At 59.6% G+C, this 14932-nt stretch carries 17 protein-coding genes and 1 pseudogene; 9 read left to right on the top strand and 9 right to left on the bottom strand.

The features are described 5' to 3' along the window. Positions 1-3: 3 nt before the first annotated feature. The gene (locus TU81_RS06440) at positions 4-945 is read right to left on the bottom strand and encodes a LysR family transcriptional regulator (protein WP_082157815.1); all 942 of its coding nucleotides are present in this window, start codon (positions 943-945) and stop codon (positions 4-6) included. A gap of 15 nt (positions 946-960) precedes the next feature. On the opposite strand from TU81_RS06440, the gene TU81_RS06435 reads away from it, so the two are divergent. Next, the gene (locus tag TU81_RS06435) at positions 961-1668 is read left to right on the top strand and encodes a CTP synthase C-terminal region-related (seleno)protein (protein ID WP_048394122.1); all 708 of its coding nucleotides are present in this window, start codon (positions 961-963) and stop codon (positions 1666-1668) included. Next, positions 1665-1988: an antibiotic biosynthesis monooxygenase family protein gene (locus TU81_RS06430; RefSeq protein WP_048394120.1), complete on the top strand. Its 324-nt coding sequence runs from the start codon at positions 1665-1667 to the stop codon at positions 1986-1988. Before TU81_RS06435 ends, TU81_RS06430 begins: the two co-directional genes overlap by 4 nt. Before the next feature lie 145 nt (positions 1989-2133). On the opposite strand, the gene TU81_RS06425 is transcribed toward TU81_RS06430, so the two are convergent. Next, entirely contained in the window at positions 2134-2460 is a 327-nt protein-coding gene (locus TU81_RS06425) for a DUF2025 family protein (protein ID WP_048394118.1), read from the bottom strand. Between the two features lie 236 nt (positions 2461-2696). Here TU81_RS06425 and TU81_RS06420 point away from each other — a divergent pair, with 236 nt between their 5' ends. From TU81_RS06420 to TU81_RS06410, 3 genes are all read left to right on the top strand, one after another. After that, positions 2697-3824: a glycerophosphodiester phosphodiesterase gene (locus tag TU81_RS06420; protein WP_038979397.1), complete on the top strand. Its 1128-nt coding sequence runs from the start codon at positions 2697-2699 to the stop codon at positions 3822-3824. 190 nt (positions 3825-4014) lie between these two features. After that, the gene (locus TU81_RS06415; RefSeq protein WP_038979396.1) at positions 4015-4320 is read left to right on the top strand and encodes a PepSY domain-containing protein; all 306 of its coding nucleotides are present in this window, start codon (positions 4015-4017) and stop codon (positions 4318-4320) included. Positions 4321-4478: 158 nt separating this feature from the next. Next, positions 4479-5684: a GAF domain-containing sensor histidine kinase gene (locus TU81_RS06410; RefSeq protein WP_048394116.1), complete on the top strand. Its 1206-nt coding sequence runs from the start codon at positions 4479-4481 to the stop codon at positions 5682-5684. Here the strand turns inward: TU81_RS06410 and TU81_RS06405 are convergent. Both TU81_RS06405 and TU81_RS06400 read right to left on the bottom strand, forming a co-directional pair. After that, a complete protein-coding gene (locus TU81_RS06405; protein ID WP_038979395.1) occupies positions 5668-6012 on the bottom strand; it encodes a hypothetical protein in 345 nt (114 codons plus the stop codon). The two genes, TU81_RS06410 and TU81_RS06405, sit on opposite strands and share 17 nt — an antisense overlap. 205 nt (positions 6013-6217) lie before the next feature. Continuing rightward, positions 6218-7843, bottom strand: coding sequence for a methyl-accepting chemotaxis protein (locus TU81_RS06400; RefSeq protein WP_048394114.1), 1626 nt, complete (start codon positions 7841-7843; stop codon positions 6218-6220). 273 nt (positions 7844-8116) lie between these two features. Between TU81_RS06400 and TU81_RS06395 the strand changes: the two genes are divergently transcribed. Next, a complete protein-coding gene (locus TU81_RS06395; RefSeq protein ID WP_048394112.1) occupies positions 8117-9139 on the top strand; it encodes a transporter in 1023 nt (340 codons plus the stop codon). Between the two features lie 192 nt (positions 9140-9331). After that, positions 9332-9411: pseudogene (locus TU81_RS31095) on the top strand (hypothetical protein); the annotation flags it as partial. Between the two features lie 51 nt (positions 9412-9462). Here the strand turns inward: TU81_RS31095 and TU81_RS06390 are convergent. Further along, entirely contained in the window at positions 9463-10359 is an 897-nt protein-coding gene (locus TU81_RS06390; protein ID WP_038979392.1) for a LysR family transcriptional regulator, read from the bottom strand. Between the two features lie 121 nt (positions 10360-10480). Between TU81_RS06390 and TU81_RS06385 the strand changes: the two genes are divergently transcribed. Continuing rightward, entirely contained in the window at positions 10481-11239 is a 759-nt protein-coding gene (locus TU81_RS06385) for an SDR family NAD(P)-dependent oxidoreductase (protein ID WP_048394107.1), read from the top strand. Positions 11240-11269: 30 nt separating this feature from the next. On the opposite strand, the gene TU81_RS06380 is transcribed toward TU81_RS06385, so the two are convergent. Then, a complete protein-coding gene (locus tag TU81_RS06380; protein ID WP_048394105.1) occupies positions 11270-11704 on the bottom strand; it encodes a multidrug/biocide efflux PACE transporter in 435 nt (144 codons plus the stop codon). Positions 11705-11793: 89 nt separating this feature from the next. Between TU81_RS06380 and TU81_RS06375 the strand changes: the two genes are divergently transcribed. Next, positions 11794-12648, top strand: a complete 855-nt coding sequence (locus tag TU81_RS06375; protein ID WP_038979389.1) for a LysR family transcriptional regulator — start codon at positions 11794-11796, stop codon at positions 12646-12648. A gap of 122 nt (positions 12649-12770) precedes the next feature. Here TU81_RS06375 and TU81_RS06370 read toward each other — a convergent pair whose 3' ends face one another. From TU81_RS06370 to TU81_RS06360, 3 genes are all read right to left on the bottom strand, one after another. Then, complete coding sequence (locus TU81_RS06370; RefSeq protein ID WP_048394491.1) at positions 12771-14006, bottom strand: RNA polymerase sigma factor; 1236 nt, start codon at positions 14004-14006, stop codon at positions 12771-12773. Positions 14007-14009: 3 nt separating this feature from the next. Beyond that, positions 14010-14354 carry a YciI family protein gene (locus TU81_RS06365; protein ID WP_048394103.1) on the bottom strand — a complete coding sequence of 115 codons (345 nt, stop codon included), beginning with the start codon at positions 14352-14354 and terminating at the stop codon, positions 14010-14012. A gap of 98 nt (positions 14355-14452) precedes the next feature. Continuing rightward, on the bottom strand, positions 14453-14878 hold the full coding sequence (locus TU81_RS06360; RefSeq protein WP_038979386.1) for a YybH family protein: 426 nt from the start codon (positions 14876-14878) through the stop codon (positions 14453-14455). Positions 14879-14932: the final 54 nt, after the last annotated feature.

Below are 14932 nucleotides of genomic sequence, written 5' to 3'. Positions count from 1 at the left end.
GACTCAAGGCAACTTCAGCGCCAGCCCCAATTCATCGAACAACGTCACCACCGAGCGCAATGCGCGGCAGTCTGGGCGAGTGAGCAACCACAGTGCGGTGTCGTAACCGTGCAAGGGCTCGGTCAACGGTTGCAGTCCATCACCGATGAGGAAGTCCGGCAATGCCGCGACACCCAGCCCGGCCCGCACCAACTCGGTCACCGACAACATGCTGTTGCAGCGATAGCTCGGTGTCACGCCAGGCAATTGTTGACGTCGCCAGGCGACGGTGGGGTGATCGGGCAGGAAGTCGTCCGGAGCGATCCAGGTCAATGCAGCCAGATCGTGGGAATCAACCGATTGCACATAGGCCGCGCTGGCACAGACCCGGTAGGAAATATCCGCCAGCCGCCGGCCAACCAAATGCTCGGGCGGTGTGCGGGTCAGCCGCAAGGCGATGTCGGCATCGCGACGGCTGAGGTTGGCGAAATCATTGGAGGTGCAGAGTTCGATGGTCAGCGCGGGGTAAGACGGCATGAACCGCGCCAGTGCCGGCAGCAATAAACTTTGCAGGACTGAATCGGTGCAGGTCAGGCGCACAGTGCCGCTGATGACTTCACCGCCCTGCTCCGCGCCGATGCGCGCCGCCTCCAGCGCTTGTTCGGCGCGTTCAGCCTGCTCGGCCAGGGTCTGCGCCAGCGTGGTCGGCAGGTAACCGGCACCGCTCTTTTCGAACAGCTGCTGGCCCAACGCGGCTTCCAGTCGGCGGACGGCGCGAAACACCGTTGAGACGTCGACTTTCAACAACGCCGAGGCCCGGGCCAGAGAGCCGCCGCGCACCAGGGCGAGGATCAGGGACAGGTCCGGGTAGTCCAATCGATAGTGCGTCGGTGCATTGATCACTTGGAGTAACGCCAATACTGATTGCGTGAACGCCAATCTATAGTGGGTGCCAGGAATCAACAAGCGTCGAGATCACTCATGGAAACCAGCGTCATCCGCATTGCCCTGATCGGCGATCACGACCCACAGGTCACCGCCCACCACGCCATTCCCGTCGCCCTAGGCATGGCCGCCGAACACTCAGGCAAGGACATACAGTTTCAATGGTTGGCCACCAACAGCATCAACGTGGATACGCCACTGGACGATTTCGATGGCTTCTGGTGCGTGCCCGCCAGCCCATACCGCGACATGGACGGCGCGTTACGGGCGATCCGTTTTGCCCGCGAGCAGCAACGACCTTTCCTCGGCACTTGCGGCGGTTTTCAGCACGCGGTACTCGAATTCGCCCGCAACGTTCTGGGCTGGAACGATGCCGAACACGGCGAGATCTCGCCCGAGGCAACGCGGGCGTTACTCACGCCGCTAGCTTGTTCACTGGTGGAAGCCGTCGACAGCATTCATTTGGTTGAAGGCTCGTTGATCGCCAAGGCGTACGAAAAAGCTGAAATTCGTGAGGGATATCGCTGCCGTTATGGCGTGAACCCTGAGTTTGAACGGGAGCTACTGAAACAGCAGTTGCACGCGGTTGGCCACGATTCGGCAGGGGATCTGCGGGCGGTGGAGCTAAAAGATCATCCATTCTTTGTCGCCACGCTGTTCCAACCGGAACGCGCCGCGCTCAAGGGTATTCTGCCGCCGTTGGTTCGGGCGTTGATCGAGGCTTGTGCGAGGCAAAAATCATGATCGCCCAGACACCGGCAACGCCTTACTACGCCGTGATTTTCACCTCGCTGCGCACCGACGGCGATCACGGTTACGAACAGGCCGCCGAACGCATGGTGGAACTGGCCCGGGAGCAACCCGGCTTCCTTGGCGTGGAATCGGCCCGGGGTGCGGATGGGCTTGGGATTACGGTGTCCTACTGGGATAGCGAAGCGGCGATCCTGGCCTGGAAACACCATCCCGAGCACAGCGCGATTCGCGAGCGCGGGCGTTCGACCTGGTATTCGGCGTGTCATACGCGGGTATGTAAGGTTGAGCGGGCATATGCGTTCAAACAGTAAATGATGCGGTGTTCTGGAGGCCGTCTTCGCGGGCAAGCCCACTCCCACAGGGGATCTCCTGCGCACACAAGATTTGTGCCCAACAGGGATCAAATGTGGGAGCGGGCTTGCCCGCGAAGAGGCCCGATCTGACACCACAAAACCCTCACCCCCGCACTAAACTCCTCACCGCCGTAATCTGCGGCACTTCCCGCCGATCCATATACACCCGCAACGGTTCGGTGATGTTGATCCGGTCGTCGATGTTTTGGTCCAGCAGCAACTGGACCAGTTCGCGCTTGAGCGTCATGGTCTGCTCGGGGCCGGGTGCCCAGACGAATTCACTGGTGGGGATGATGCCGTCATCAGCCACGTCCATACCGAACGAGTCTTCGCTGAAGCGCACGATGTACTGGCCGGTCTTGCGATTGAGGCCGACGAAGCCTTTGAGTTGGTCGGCGGCCTGGCAGATGAGCTGGGAAGTGATGCGCATGATAAACCTCACAAAAGGTCGCAAAGGACCGGTGATCGATGGTTTACACGCAGGGCAAGCGAACGGGTTTCCCTCTGCCGGGGAAATTACCGGAACCAAGAGTACTGCAAAGAAGCGCACAAAAGCGCTGAAAAAAAATGCTTTAAATACGTTTATGTCGGTCTGGCGATAGCGCAAGCGGCGCTCAGTTGTTAAAAGATACGTCTTTGAAAACCCATCGCAAAAGGACTTCGACCATGCCTGTCACCTTCACCAAGAGCGCCCTGCTGCTGAGCCTGATGCTCGGCCTCGGCCAGGCACAGGCCGCCAGCGAGCCAAGCCCCACCGCACTGGCGACCCGTCTGGGTATTCCGCACCCGGCAGTGATCGCCCACCGTGGTGCGTCTTTCGATGCACCGGAATCCACCGCTGCGGCCTACAAACTGGCCCGCGATCTGGGTGCCGACTACCTGGAACTGGACCTGCAACGCAGCAAGGATGGCGTGCTGTTCGCGCTGCACGATAACAACCTGCAACGCACCACCGATGTCGCCACTAAATTCCCTGAGCGCAAGGACAGCCTGGCCAACGAATTCACCATCGCCGAACTCAAAACCCTGGATGCTGGCAGCTGGTTTAACAGCGCTTACCCGGATCGCGCACGCCCGAGCTACGCGGATCTGAAGATCCTGACCCTGGACGAAATCATCGACATTGCCCAGGGCAACCCGCTGCACAAGCCGGGCCTGTACATCGAAACCAAAGAGCCGAAGCAGTTTCCCGGCATCGAGCGTGACCTCAAGGATAAATTGCAGGACCGCGGCTGGCTGAGTCCTACCGGCTCAAAACTGGCGAAGAGCAATCTGGCGGTCGGCCAGGGCAAAGGCAAAGTGGTGCTGCAAACCTTCGAGAAGAGCAGCCTCGAATTGCTTGAGAAGGAAATGCCGCAAGTGCCGAAAATCCTGCTGCTGTGGGTGGGCGAAGGCAGCATCGAGCCGAAATCCAAAGTGACGTTCGCCGAGTCGGGTGACAAGGATAAAGCAACCTACTACGCCAAGCAGGAACCGAAAGACAAAGCCGAGTTCCAGCAATGGGTCGAGTACGCCAAGGCTCAGGGCGCTATCGGTACCGGCCCTTCGGCTGCACTGACCAAGGGTGGCGATCAGAGCTATTCAGACCTGGTGCAACCGTGGATGAACCAGTACACCCACGATCAGGGCCTGCTGGTGCACGTCTACACCATCGACGATGCCGTGGATTACCAGAAAGTGGCGGATGCCGGTATCGATGGCATCTTCACCAACCGCGCCAGCGAATTGCTGAAGTTTTATAAGCGTCCGGCGGCGGCGAGCGTTGCGCAGTTGTTGCAGAACAACGGGTATTGATCGGCACCAGACACGACACCGCGTCGTCTCCATCGCGGGCAAGCCACGCTCCCACAAGGTCCGCGCAAAACCTGTGGGAGCGTGGCTTGCCCGCGATGACATTGGTTCAGGCAAAGGGAATTTAAGGGTGGATTAAGTTACACCGATTAACCTGATCCCACTTAAACAGCTCATCCAAGGAAAGAACTTCATGAAAACTTTAACTGCCCTGTTCACCGCTGCTGCCCTGACCCTCACCGCTGGCCTGGCCCAGGCTGACGTTCGCGTCGACCAGATCCCTGAGTTGGTCAAGAGTGGCAAGATCAAACCTCTGGAAGAAATGAACCAGGCCGCCCTGAAGTTGCACCCGGGCGCCACGATTACCGACACCGACCTGGATAACCACTTCAACGGCTACGAATATGAAGTTGAACTGCGCATGGCTGACGGCACCGAGTGGGATGTGGACTTCGACGCCGCTACCGGCAAGGTTTTGAGCGACAAACAAGACAAGTGATTCATCTGCAAAAAGCCGCACGATCTTCGGGTCGTGCGGCTTTTTTGCGTTCGGCATCAGGCCGTTCGCTGAAGCGACGAACGAAGCCGCGACAATTCGCGCAAGCCCGCTAGAATCCCTCAAAACCATTCGGCATGTTGAAGCAGAGAACCACGGATATGGGGCAAACAGCGGCAGCAGACATCGCCACAATCAGCCGGATCAGCGCGGTGCCGGCGATTCTTCAGGTGATCAGTGAGTTGACCGGTTTGCGGTTCGCAGCGGTGGCCCGTGTTACCGAGGAGGCCTGGACTGCCTGCGCGGTGCTTGATCGACTGGATTTCGGTTTGCAGGTGGGCGATGAGCTGGACTTGGTGTCCACCCTGTGTAACGAAATTCGCCAGGGCCACCACTCGGTGGTGATTGACAAGGCCAGTGAAGATCCGCTCTACCGCAATCACCACACGCCTCAGGCCCATCCATTCGAAAGCTACATTGCCGTCCCGATATTGCGCACTGACGGGCGCTTTTTCGGCACCCTTTGTGCCCTTGATCCTAACCCTGCGCCACTCAAGTCCAGCACGATCCAGAGCACCATGGAGTCGTTCGCCCGAATGCTCGCGCTGCAGATCGAAGCCGAAGAAAACCTGCAACGGACCGAAGCGGCGCTGATCAAGGAACGCAAAACCACCGAGCTGCCTGAACAATTCATCGCCGTGCTCGGCCATGACCTGCGCAACCCCTTGTTCGCCATCAGCGCCGGCGCCGAAATGCTCCTGCGCAAAGTCTCCGACCCGGCGAATGAGCAACGGGCCCGGCACATCCTCACCAGCGCCCGACGGGCGACCAAACTGGTGGACGATGTGCTGGACTTTGCGCGGGGCTCACTGGGCCGAGGCATTCCCGTAAATATAGAGCCGTGCCCGGACCTGGAGGATGCGTTGCGGCATGTGATCTCCGAGATCCAGAGCATTCACCCTAGACGCATCATTCAGTCGTCGATTGGCGACTTGAGCAACATTCATTGCGATCGCGAACGGGTCGCGCAGTTGCTCTCCAATCTGCTGGCGAACGCCGTTGTCCACGGAACTCCCGAAGGCCCGGTTGAGGTCAGTGCGCAGGTTGAAGATGGACACTTTGTGTTGAGCGTGAAGAACCAGGGGCTAATTGCCGAGGATGCGCTGCCGCACCTGTTCCAGCCCTACTCGAAACCAACCGGCGCAACACCGCAGGTCGGCCTCGGGTTGGGGTTGTACATTGCCAGTCAGATTGCGCAGTCCCATGGCGGGAAACTGGAGGTCAGCTCGATAGAGCAAAAAGGCACGCTATTCAACTTCAGCTTTCCTGTGCTTGCCGCCATAGAAAACCCTACGCGGCAGGATTGACCTTCAATTTCAGAAAGGGGGAACGAACGCTATTTCCATTGCTACTGATGATCATGTAGTAGGCGTCCACATCACCTAGCGTTATGAAACGCTTCTCGACTTGAAAGAGCACACCATTTGGGATTTCGACTTCAGTGATGGAATGTTCGAACACCTTTATATCGTTCCAAAACACGGTTAGCGAATCACCGTTTTCATAACCCTGATTACCTTCTACTTTCGCCCGCAAACCGATAGGCAAGGAAGGTTCGGCAACTTGCCCGTCGTATCCAACTAACGGGGTCATTCCGTTAATATGCAACTTGCTCAATACCCGATCAATAGACATGACACGCTCCCTGTAGGTTAAGCAGCGCCACTGCGCTGGCAACGCGATCAGACGCTGACACCTCCATTTCGTCTACTGCCAGAACTAACAGGTACCCTCTGAATCAAGGGGTTCGAAACGACGAACCCGACCAACGGTCATGCCTGCTGGCCGGAATCTCATGCCGAAGTACTGACCACGACCCCGCCGTACACGGCCATTTTCACTAGGCGCTCAACCGCGCCGTCACTTCATTCAACTGCCCCGACAAGCCGTGCAGATTGTGACTGGCCGCTTCGGTGCGCTGCACGTTGTCCAGATTGGTGCTGGCGATGCTGGTGATTTCGGTGAGGTTGCGCGAGATATCTTCGGCCACCGAGGTCTGCTCTTCGGCGGCGGTGGCGATCTGGCGGTTCATGTCGCGAATGGCTTCCACGGCATGGGTGATGCGCTCGAGCATGGCGCCGGCCTGGGTCACTTGCTCGACACTTTCTTCGCTGCGCGACTGGCCGCTTTCGATTGCCTGGGCCGCGTCCACCGCACCGGTTTGCACGGTTTGAATGATCTGGTTGATCTCGATGATCGACGCCGCCGTGCGCTGGGCCAGGCTGCGTACTTCATCGGCGACCACCGCGAAACCACGCCCGGCCTCACCGGCGCGGGCCGCTTCGATGGCGGCGTTGAGCGCCAGCAGGTTGGTCTGTTCGGCGATGCCGCGAATCACTTCCAGCACTTTACCGATGCGCCCACTGTCGGCTTCCAGACGACGGATGACCGTGGCGGTGTTGGCGATTTCGCCGCGCATTTGGGTGATGGTGTGAATCGTGCCCTGCATGACTTTTTCGCCCTGCTGCGCGGACTGGTCAGCGTCATCAGCCGCACGTGCTGCGTCGGCTGCGTGGCGCGCGACTTCTTGCGCGGTGGCGGACATTTCGTTCATCGCCGTGGCCACCTGATCGGTGCGGTTGAACTGCTCGTTGGTGCCGCTGGCCATGAGGCCGGCAATCGAGTTCAACTCGCCGCTGGCGCTGTCCAGATCCATAGCACTGCGCTGCAAACGGCTGAAGGTTTCGGCGAGGAAATCACGCAAGGTGTTGGCGGCCTTGGCCAGGTTGCCCAACTCGTCCTGACGGGTGCTGGCCACGCGCTCGGCGAGGCGCCCTTGGCTGAGCTGTGCCACATAGTCGATCAGTTTACGGATCGGCTCCACCAGGTTGCGGTTGACCAGCCACAGACTCAACAGGCCAATCAGCAGACCCGACACCAGCATCACCACGAGCCCCAACAACACCGTCTGATCGGCGCTGGCACTGATCAGCTTCGATTGCTCGATGCTCTGCTTGCGCAGTTCGCTGACCAGTTCATTCATCTGCTCGCTGGCGGCACGGTCCACGCCTTTGACCGCGTTGTCGCCGGCCGCAGGGTCGGCACCGGCCGACACGTAGGCATCACGACCCTTCTGATAGGCCGCTCCTAATACACGATGCTCTTCACGCAGACGCTCGATGCGAGTCTTGAGTTGCGGCTCGATGCCCTTCTGCCCGGCCAGTTCACCGAGGATGCCCTGCACGTCGCGCTGGCGGTCCTCGAACTGCTTCCAGTATTTGTCCAGGTTCGCAGGTTCCTTGCCGCGCAGCAGAACGTTCTTCCACTCCTGAACCTGCACCTTGAATTGCAGGTTGGCTTCATCGATCAATTGCGACGTGCGCAACGGACCTTCGATCAGGTTCGCGTAGCTCTGAACGCCGCTGGACAGAAAGTGAAAGCAGGCCAAAGCGATCAGCAACATCGCCAACAGACTGCCGCTCAACAGCGCGAGGATTTGCGCTCTCAGGGATTTTTGCAAAAACATCGAGTGATATCTCATGACAGGGATAAGGCACGCCCAAGTGGGGTGCAAGATGTCCAGACATCCCTGTCAGCGACACTGGTTCACCACCAGAATCGGAAGATCAACATCACCCACATCGGCGGGCCAGAGCCTTTCTTGAGCCCTTCCGACCACCGGTAGGAGGCGGATTTCCGGCGCCATTCAACTGTCACAAAACCTTCAAACTACGTTGCGATGATGGGGCTCAAGTGAACCTGTGAAACCCGCGACAGGCGCCTCCTCCAGCGAGACCTCATGAACCACAGCATCGACCAGCGCCATCGTGATTCCGACCTGTTCGGCCTGCTTTACGGCTTCAGTTTTCGCCCCGGCGAGCGTGGCCGAGAGATTGATTCGGCCAAGGCGCTGCACTGCCTGCAACAACCTGAGGACAGCGACGAATTCCTCTGGCTGCACCTGAACCTGGCCCATGCGGCGTGCGAGCGCTGGATGAAAAGCCATCTGGCCTTGCCCGATGAATTTTTCGAAGCGTTGCATGAAGGTTCTCGCTCGACGCGCATCGAGCATGTCGATTCGGCGTTGCTGGCGGTGGTCAACGACGTGGTGTTCAACCTCAGCAGCATGGTCTCTTCGGATGTCTCGACGCTGTGGGTCTGTGCCCGCAGTCGGCTGATCATCAGCGCGCGCCTGCAACCGCTGCACTCGGTGGACAAGTTGCGTTCTTCGGTGAAGGCCGGTGAATGTTTTCGCTCGCCGCTGGAGCTGCTGGTGCATTTGCTGCGCGATCAGGGTGAAGTGCTGACGCAGATCGTGCGCAAGACCAGCCTCAGTGTCGATCAGATCGAAGATGAGTTGCTGTCTTCGCGGCTCTCGAACAACCGCGCTGAGCTGGGCGCCAATCGCCGCGTGCTGGTGCGCCTGCAACGGTTGCTGGCGCTGGAGCCGGGCTCGTTGCTGCGCCTGCTCAATCGCCCGCCGCAATGGTTGCAGAAGGAGGACGTCAAGGAGCTGCGCAAGTCCACCGAGGAGTTTGCGCTAATCATCAACGACCTCACGGCCCTCGGTGAACGGATCAAGCTGTTGCAGGAAGAAATCGCCGCCAACCTCAACGAACAGAGCAACCGCACGCTGTTCACGCTGACCGTGGTCACGGTGCTGGCGCTGCCGATCAACATCATTGCCGGTTTCTTCGGCATGAACGTCGGCGGCGTGCCGCTTTCCGGCGATCCAGAGGGGTTCTGGATTCTAGTGGCGCTGGTCGCGACATTTACCCTGATTGCCGGACGCTGGGCGTTTCGCAAGCGCCAGGATTATTGAATCCTTCGGCCCCACTGATACATTGTGGCGAGGGGGCTTGCCCCCGTTGGGCTGCGCAGCGGCCCCTATCCGGTTTCGTCAGTCAGACCGCATTCTCTGGTTTACGACTGCTTCGCAGCCGAACGGGGCGGTGCGGCGTTCCGACAAGCCCCCTCGCCACAGGTATTGTGAAACCCCAATATCGGATGGACGCCGCCGAATTTCGCCGTGGCCTGGTCTGGGTCTTCAACTTTCTGGGGGTGTTGCTTTCGAGCGGCGCGGTGGCGTTCGGAAGAACAAGGTCGGCAACTTCGACGCCGACACCACTGGCAGGCTCCCATAGGTCATGTGTTGGACAGGATGATTTGCCCCAGCCACTCCATGAACGCCCTGACCCGTAACGGTAAATGCCGTTGCCGGGCATAGAGCAGCGAGACTTCCAGAGCCGGAGCGCTGAGCTGCGGTAATACCGCGACCAGCTCACCACTGAGCAGGTACGGTTTCATGCCTATCATCGGCGCCTGAATCAAACCGAAACCACCCAGACACGCCGATTCATAAGCATCGGTGTTGTTCACCGTCACGCTGCCGGCCATCGACACTCGATGCAGCTTGCCCTCCTCCTCGTACAGAAAACCTTCCGACCGCGCACCCAGTACGCCGACGTAATGGACCAGCCGATGCTGCGCCAAATCCTCGAGCGTTACGGGTATGCCATAGCGCTGCAAATATGCGGGACTGGCGCAGTTGGCCATCGCAAAGTCGCAGAGGTGGCGAGCGACCACCGATTGATCCGGTTGCGTGCCGACCCGCACCACACAATCAAACCCTTCGCTGAGCAAATCGACCCGGCGATCGGTGCTGCTGATCTCCAGTTCCAGATTGGGGTGTTTTGCCATGAATTCCGGCAGACGTGGCATTACCACCCGGCGTGCCAGAATGTTTGGCATGTCGATGCGAATCCGCCCGATGAGTGAAGCTGCGTCCTGGCGAAACAGCCCTTCGATTTCGTCCATGTGCGAAAGCAAATCCTTGCTGCGTTCGTATAGCACTACGCCGTCCTGGGTTGCCTGAACCTTGCGCGTGGTGCGTTGCAGCAGACGTGTGCCCAGCAGCATTTCCAGGGCCTGGACGTGCTCGGACACCGTAGACCTGGGCAGCCCCAGACTTTCACCCGCGAGGGTAAAACTCGACATTTCGCTGACACGGACGAAGGTGCGCAGCAGTTCCAGTTTGTTCATGGGTCGACCTTCTATTGTTCGGATTAACCGACCAGTGATTCCGATTCCAGCCTATTTATCACCCTATGGCGGATAAATAAACTTCCTCCACATCATCACTCACCGCTCTTGAGGAAGTCCCATGAACCGTAAAATCGCACTGATCACCGGCGCCAGCCGCGGCCTTGGCAAAAGCGCTGCCCTGCACCTGGCAACCCAAGGCATCGACATCATCGGTACCTACAACAGCCAGGCCGAGGACGCGCAGGCACTGGTCGCGGAGATTGAAAACCTGGGAGGGCGCACCGTCATGCTGCAACTCGACGTCGGCCAGAGCGAACGCTTCGCCGACTTCAGCACTCAGGTGGGGGAGATGTTGCGCCAGAACTTCGATCGCCAGCGTTTCGACTTTCTGATCAACAACGCCGGTATCGGCGTGCACGCGAACTTTATCGACACCACGGTGGCGCAATTCGATCTGTTGATGAGCATCCATTTGAAGGGACCGTTTTTCCTCACTCAAAGCCTGCTGCCGTTGATGGCTGACGGTGGGCGCATCGTCAATATTTCCAGCGGTCTGACCCGTTTCAGCTTGCCGGGTTACGGCGCCTACGCGGCGATGAAGGGCGCGATGGAAGTGCTGACGCGTTACCAGGCCAAGGAACTCGGTGCGCGCAACATCGCCGTGAATACGTTGGCGCCGGGTGCCATCGAAACCGATTTCGGCGGTGGGACGGTGCGCGATAACAATGACGTGAACAGCTTCATCGCTGGCAATACAGCGCTGGGGCGCGTGGGTAAGCCGGATGATATCGGGGCCGCGATTGCGCTGCTGCTGGCTCCGGGTGGCCAGTGGATCAACGGGCAGCGCATCGAGGCTTCAGGCGGGATGTTTCTGTAAGGCCAAACCTGTGGCGAGGGAGCCCTCTCATTAGCGAACTGCGCGAGCCATCACCCACCGCTCACGCACCACGTCGTAACCCCAGTGGTATACGTAGGTGTACGGCAGGAAAAACAGCAGTACGCCGATGTCCAGCAAGAACGCCTGCCACAGGCTGACCTGCAACCACCAGGCAATCAACGGCACGCCGAACGCGACCAGACCGCCCTCGAACAACAGCGCATGCACCACGCGGACCCACGCGTTACGCACAATGGCAAAGCGCTTGAGCAACCGGTCGAACAGGCCGTTGAAGACCACGTTCCAGGCCAGGGCAAGGGCTGCAATGGCCATGGTTACCGCGCCCATTTCCAGCATGGGTTTGTCCATGATCCAGGCCAGCAGCGGGGTACAGATCAATATCGCCAGCAGTTCGAAACCGATGGCCTGGAAAATTCGTTCAGAAATGGATTTGTTGGCGCTCATGGCCAGACTCCCTGAGTGACTGTGGTTGCCATGATCTGTCATCATGCCGATACTTCATAACCAATAACCATCGATCAAGGCGATAGTCCATGGCTTCCCACGAAGTGTTGCTGGCGTTTGTCCAGGCGGCGACTCAAGGCTCGTTTTCCGCCGCGGCGCGCAAACTCGGTCGCAGTCAGTCGACCATCAGCGCCGCCGTGGCCAGCCTGGAAATCGATCTGAATCTTGCCCTCTTCGACCGCAGCAGTCGCAAGCCGAGCCTGACTCCGGCCGGGCACGTCATGCTGCAGCGGGCCGAGGAGATTCTGGCCGCCACCAGCCGTCTGGAAATGACCGCCAGCCAACTGTCTCAAGGCGTCGAGCCGAAGCTGACCGTGGCGATTTCCGACACTTATCAGTCCGACCGTTTCGAAGCGGCGCTCAGTGCTTTCGAGCAGCGTTATCCAGATCTGGAACTTGAATGCCTGATCGCCGAATGCGATGACCTGGTGGCGCTGGTACAACGCGGCCGAGCGCATGTCGCCTTCGCTGAGATGCAAGACAGCTACCCACCCGACCTGGTCAGTTCGACGGTGGACGAGCGCACGGAAATCGCCCTGTTCGTGTCCCACGCTCACCCGTTGGCGAAGCTGAAGGGAATCGATCAGGACGTGCTGCAACAGCACCGCGAGCTGCGTCTGGCGACAATCGTCAATCCGTATGAAAGCCGGGCGAAGGGGCGCGTCTGGTCGGCACCGAGTTACCTGATGCTGCTGGAAATGGCCCAGGGCGGTTTCGGCTGGGCACCGCTGCCCCGCTGGCTAGTAGGCCGGTTTGGGGCCGGTTCGTTGGTGGAACTGAATGTGCGCGGCTGGCCGAAACCGGTGTGCGTCGATGCGCTGTGGTCGCGCCTGCATCCGCCGGGGCCGGCGGGGAGTTGGTTATTGAGCAAGATGCTGGAGTGAAGGTCCTGCGGCCCTTATCGCGGGCAAGCCTCGCTCCCACAGGACTGAGTCGAATCGCAAAGGTGTGATCGACTCAATCCTGTGGGAGCGGGCTTGCCCGCGATGAGGCCAGTGAAATCAAATCATTCCAACGCCTTGAGCCGTCCCTCAATAAACCGTCGCTCCGGCATTTGCTGCGTCAATTCCAGCGCCCGCTCATACGCCGCCCGCGCCTCTTCCACCCTTCCCAACTGCCGGTAAAACTCCGCCCGCGCCGAGTGCGCCAGGTGGTAGTCCTGCAACTCGCCCCGCGCCAGAATCCCTTCGATCAACGTCAGCCCGGCCAACGGACCATCGCGTTTGGCCAGCGCCGCCGCGCGGTTGAGTTCGATCACCGGCGATGGCACGGCCCGCAGCAGCACGTCATACAGGCCGACAATCTGCGGCCAATCCGTCTCCCCCGCCGTGGGCGCTTCGGCATGCACTGCGGCAATTGCCGCTTGCAGGCAATAAGGCCCGAAACGCCGCGTCGTCAGCGCCCGCTCAACCAGTGCACAGCCTTCGGCAATCAGTTCGGCGTCCCACAACGAGCGATTCTGCTCGTCCAGCACAATCAACTCGCCGTTCGGTGAAGTCCTGGCCGGGCGCCGGGATTCATGCAACAGCATCAGCGCCAGCAGCCCCATCACCTCCGGTTCGGGTAGCAATTCCATCAATATTCGACCGAGACGAATCGCTTCACGCGTCAGGTATTCGCGGGTCAATTCGTTGCCGACAGACGCCGAGTAGCCTTCGTTGAACACCAGGTAAATCACCCGCAGAACGCTGTCGAGACGCTCGGGCAGTTCCGTCAGGGTGGGCACTTGGTAAGGGATTTTCGCATCACGAATCTTCGCCTTGGCTCGCACGATGCGCTGGGCGATGGTGGCCGGTGCCGAGAGAAAGGCCCGGGCGATTTCTTCAGTGGTCAGGTCGCAGACTTCGCGCAGGGTCAATGGCACTTGGGCGTCCGCCGCCAGTGCCGGGTGGCAACAGGTAAAAATCAGGCGCAGGCGATCGTCTTCCACATCTTCATCACTCCAGTCAGCCTGCTCCAGCTCTTCCAGTTGAGCGATCAACATCGGCCGGGACGCGTTAAAACGCGCGCGCCGACGCAATACATCGATGGCCTTGAAGCGCCCGGTGGACACCAGCCAGGTGCGCGGATTGTCCGGCACACCGTCGCGCTGCCAGCGCTCGACCGCGACGAAGAACGCCTCGTGCAGCGCTTCTTCGGCGAGGTCAAAATCGCCGAGCAGACGGATCAGGGTCGCCAGAATCCGCCGCGAGTCTTCGCGGTAGACCTGCTCGACTCGCGCCTTGACCGCTGCGCCCGTCATCACTCAGGGATTCAACTGGCGCACAGGGCGTACCTCGACACAGCCGACCCGAGCCGCCGGGATATTGCCGGCGACCTGGATGGCTTCATTGAGATCCTTGGCATCGATCAGGTAGAAGCCGGCCAATTGCTCCTTGGTTTCAGCGAACGGGCCATCGGTGACCGACATTTTGCCGTTGCGCATGCGCACGGTGGTCGCGGTCTGCACCGACTCCAGCGCTTCGGCGGCGATCATCCGGCCGCTGCCCTGGATCGACTCGCTGTAGGCCATGCACTCGGCGTCGTGGGGGCTTTCGGGCAGCGAGTGCAACTCGTGCTCGTTGCTGTAGACCAGGCATAAATACTTCATGGGAACTCTCCATTTCTGAGGCTCTGCCCTAATCGAACGAATCAACTATGGCTGCAGATCGGCGCTTTGGCGCTGCTTCCTGATAAACAACCCGACGATCAGGGTTGCAGGTCAAACAGGGTCGCGCCGCTGGTCATGTCGAACGGTGCCGACCAGTGTTCGTGAACGATCTGCCATAGCCCCGCTTCCTGGCGGTAGCACGCGGTGACGCGCATCCAGCAGGCCTGGGTTTCACCCTTTTCATTGGTGCCGCCGCAATGCGCCAGCCAATGGGCGAAAGCTATCTCCTGGGACGGTTCGATGGTGATTTCATGGAACTCGAAAATATGCGGGCCAGGGCACATCTCCAGGCATTCCTGCCAATGCGCGCGATAGGCCGCCTTGCCCTTGAATTGCAGGGCTTTGACCGCGTCGAAGGAGACAATGTCATCGGCGTACAGAGCCATGACCTTTTCCACGTCCTTGGCGATGACCGCCTGGCGGTAGTTCTCGATCAGGTTATGGATTTGTGTTTGAGCATTCATGATGGTTCTCCGTGAGTTTTAGTGTGAAGACACCCTTAGTCGTCTGGCGATCAA

The organism is Pseudomonas lini (assembly GCF_001042905.1).
In the GTDB taxonomy this organism is placed as follows: Bacteria; Pseudomonadota; Gammaproteobacteria; order Pseudomonadales; family Pseudomonadaceae; genus Aquipseudomonas; species Aquipseudomonas lini.
This window is presented reverse-complemented; position numbering and strand designations above follow the sequence as displayed.

Coding starts and splice junctions, on each gene's coding strand:
- TU81_RS06370 (WP_048394491.1), bottom strand. CDS start 14,006: ATGACGGGCGCAGCGGTCAAGGCGCGAGTCGAGCAGGTCTACCGCGAA.
- TU81_RS06395 (WP_048394112.1), top strand. CDS start 8,117: ATGAACCACAGCATCGACCAGCGCCATCGTGATTCCGACCTGTTCGGC.
- TU81_RS06405 (WP_038979395.1), bottom strand. CDS start 6,012: ATGTCTATTGATCGGGTATTGAGCAAGTTGCATATTAACGGAATGACC.
- TU81_RS06365 (WP_048394103.1), bottom strand. CDS start 14,354: ATGAAGTATTTATGCCTGGTCTACAGCAACGAGCACGAGTTGCACTCG.
- TU81_RS06380 (WP_048394105.1), bottom strand. CDS start 11,704: ATGAGCGCCAACAAATCCATTTCTGAACGAATTTTCCAGGCCATCGGT.
- TU81_RS06375 (WP_038979389.1), top strand. CDS start 11,794: ATGGCTTCCCACGAAGTGTTGCTGGCGTTTGTCCAGGCGGCGACTCAA.
- TU81_RS06400 (WP_048394114.1), bottom strand. CDS start 7,843: ATGTTTTTGCAAAAATCCCTGAGAGCGCAAATCCTCGCGCTGTTGAGC.
- TU81_RS06435 (WP_048394122.1), top strand. CDS start 961: ATGGAAACCAGCGTCATCCGCATTGCCCTGATCGGCGATCACGACCCA.
- TU81_RS06410 (WP_048394116.1), top strand. CDS start 4,479: ATGGGGCAAACAGCGGCAGCAGACATCGCCACAATCAGCCGGATCAGC.
- TU81_RS06360 (WP_038979386.1), bottom strand. CDS start 14,878: ATGAATGCTCAAACACAAATCCATAACCTGATCGAGAACTACCGCCAG.
- TU81_RS06385 (WP_048394107.1), top strand. CDS start 10,481: ATGAACCGTAAAATCGCACTGATCACCGGCGCCAGCCGCGGCCTTGGC.
- TU81_RS06390 (WP_038979392.1), bottom strand. CDS start 10,359: ATGAACAAACTGGAACTGCTGCGCACCTTCGTCCGTGTCAGCGAAATG.
- TU81_RS06430 (WP_048394120.1), top strand. CDS start 1,665: ATGATCGCCCAGACACCGGCAACGCCTTACTACGCCGTGATTTTCACC.
- TU81_RS06415 (WP_038979396.1), top strand. CDS start 4,015: ATGAAAACTTTAACTGCCCTGTTCACCGCTGCTGCCCTGACCCTCACC.
- TU81_RS06425 (WP_048394118.1), bottom strand. CDS start 2,460: ATGCGCATCACTTCCCAGCTCATCTGCCAGGCCGCCGACCAACTCAAA.
- TU81_RS06420 (WP_038979397.1), top strand. CDS start 2,697: ATGCCTGTCACCTTCACCAAGAGCGCCCTGCTGCTGAGCCTGATGCTC.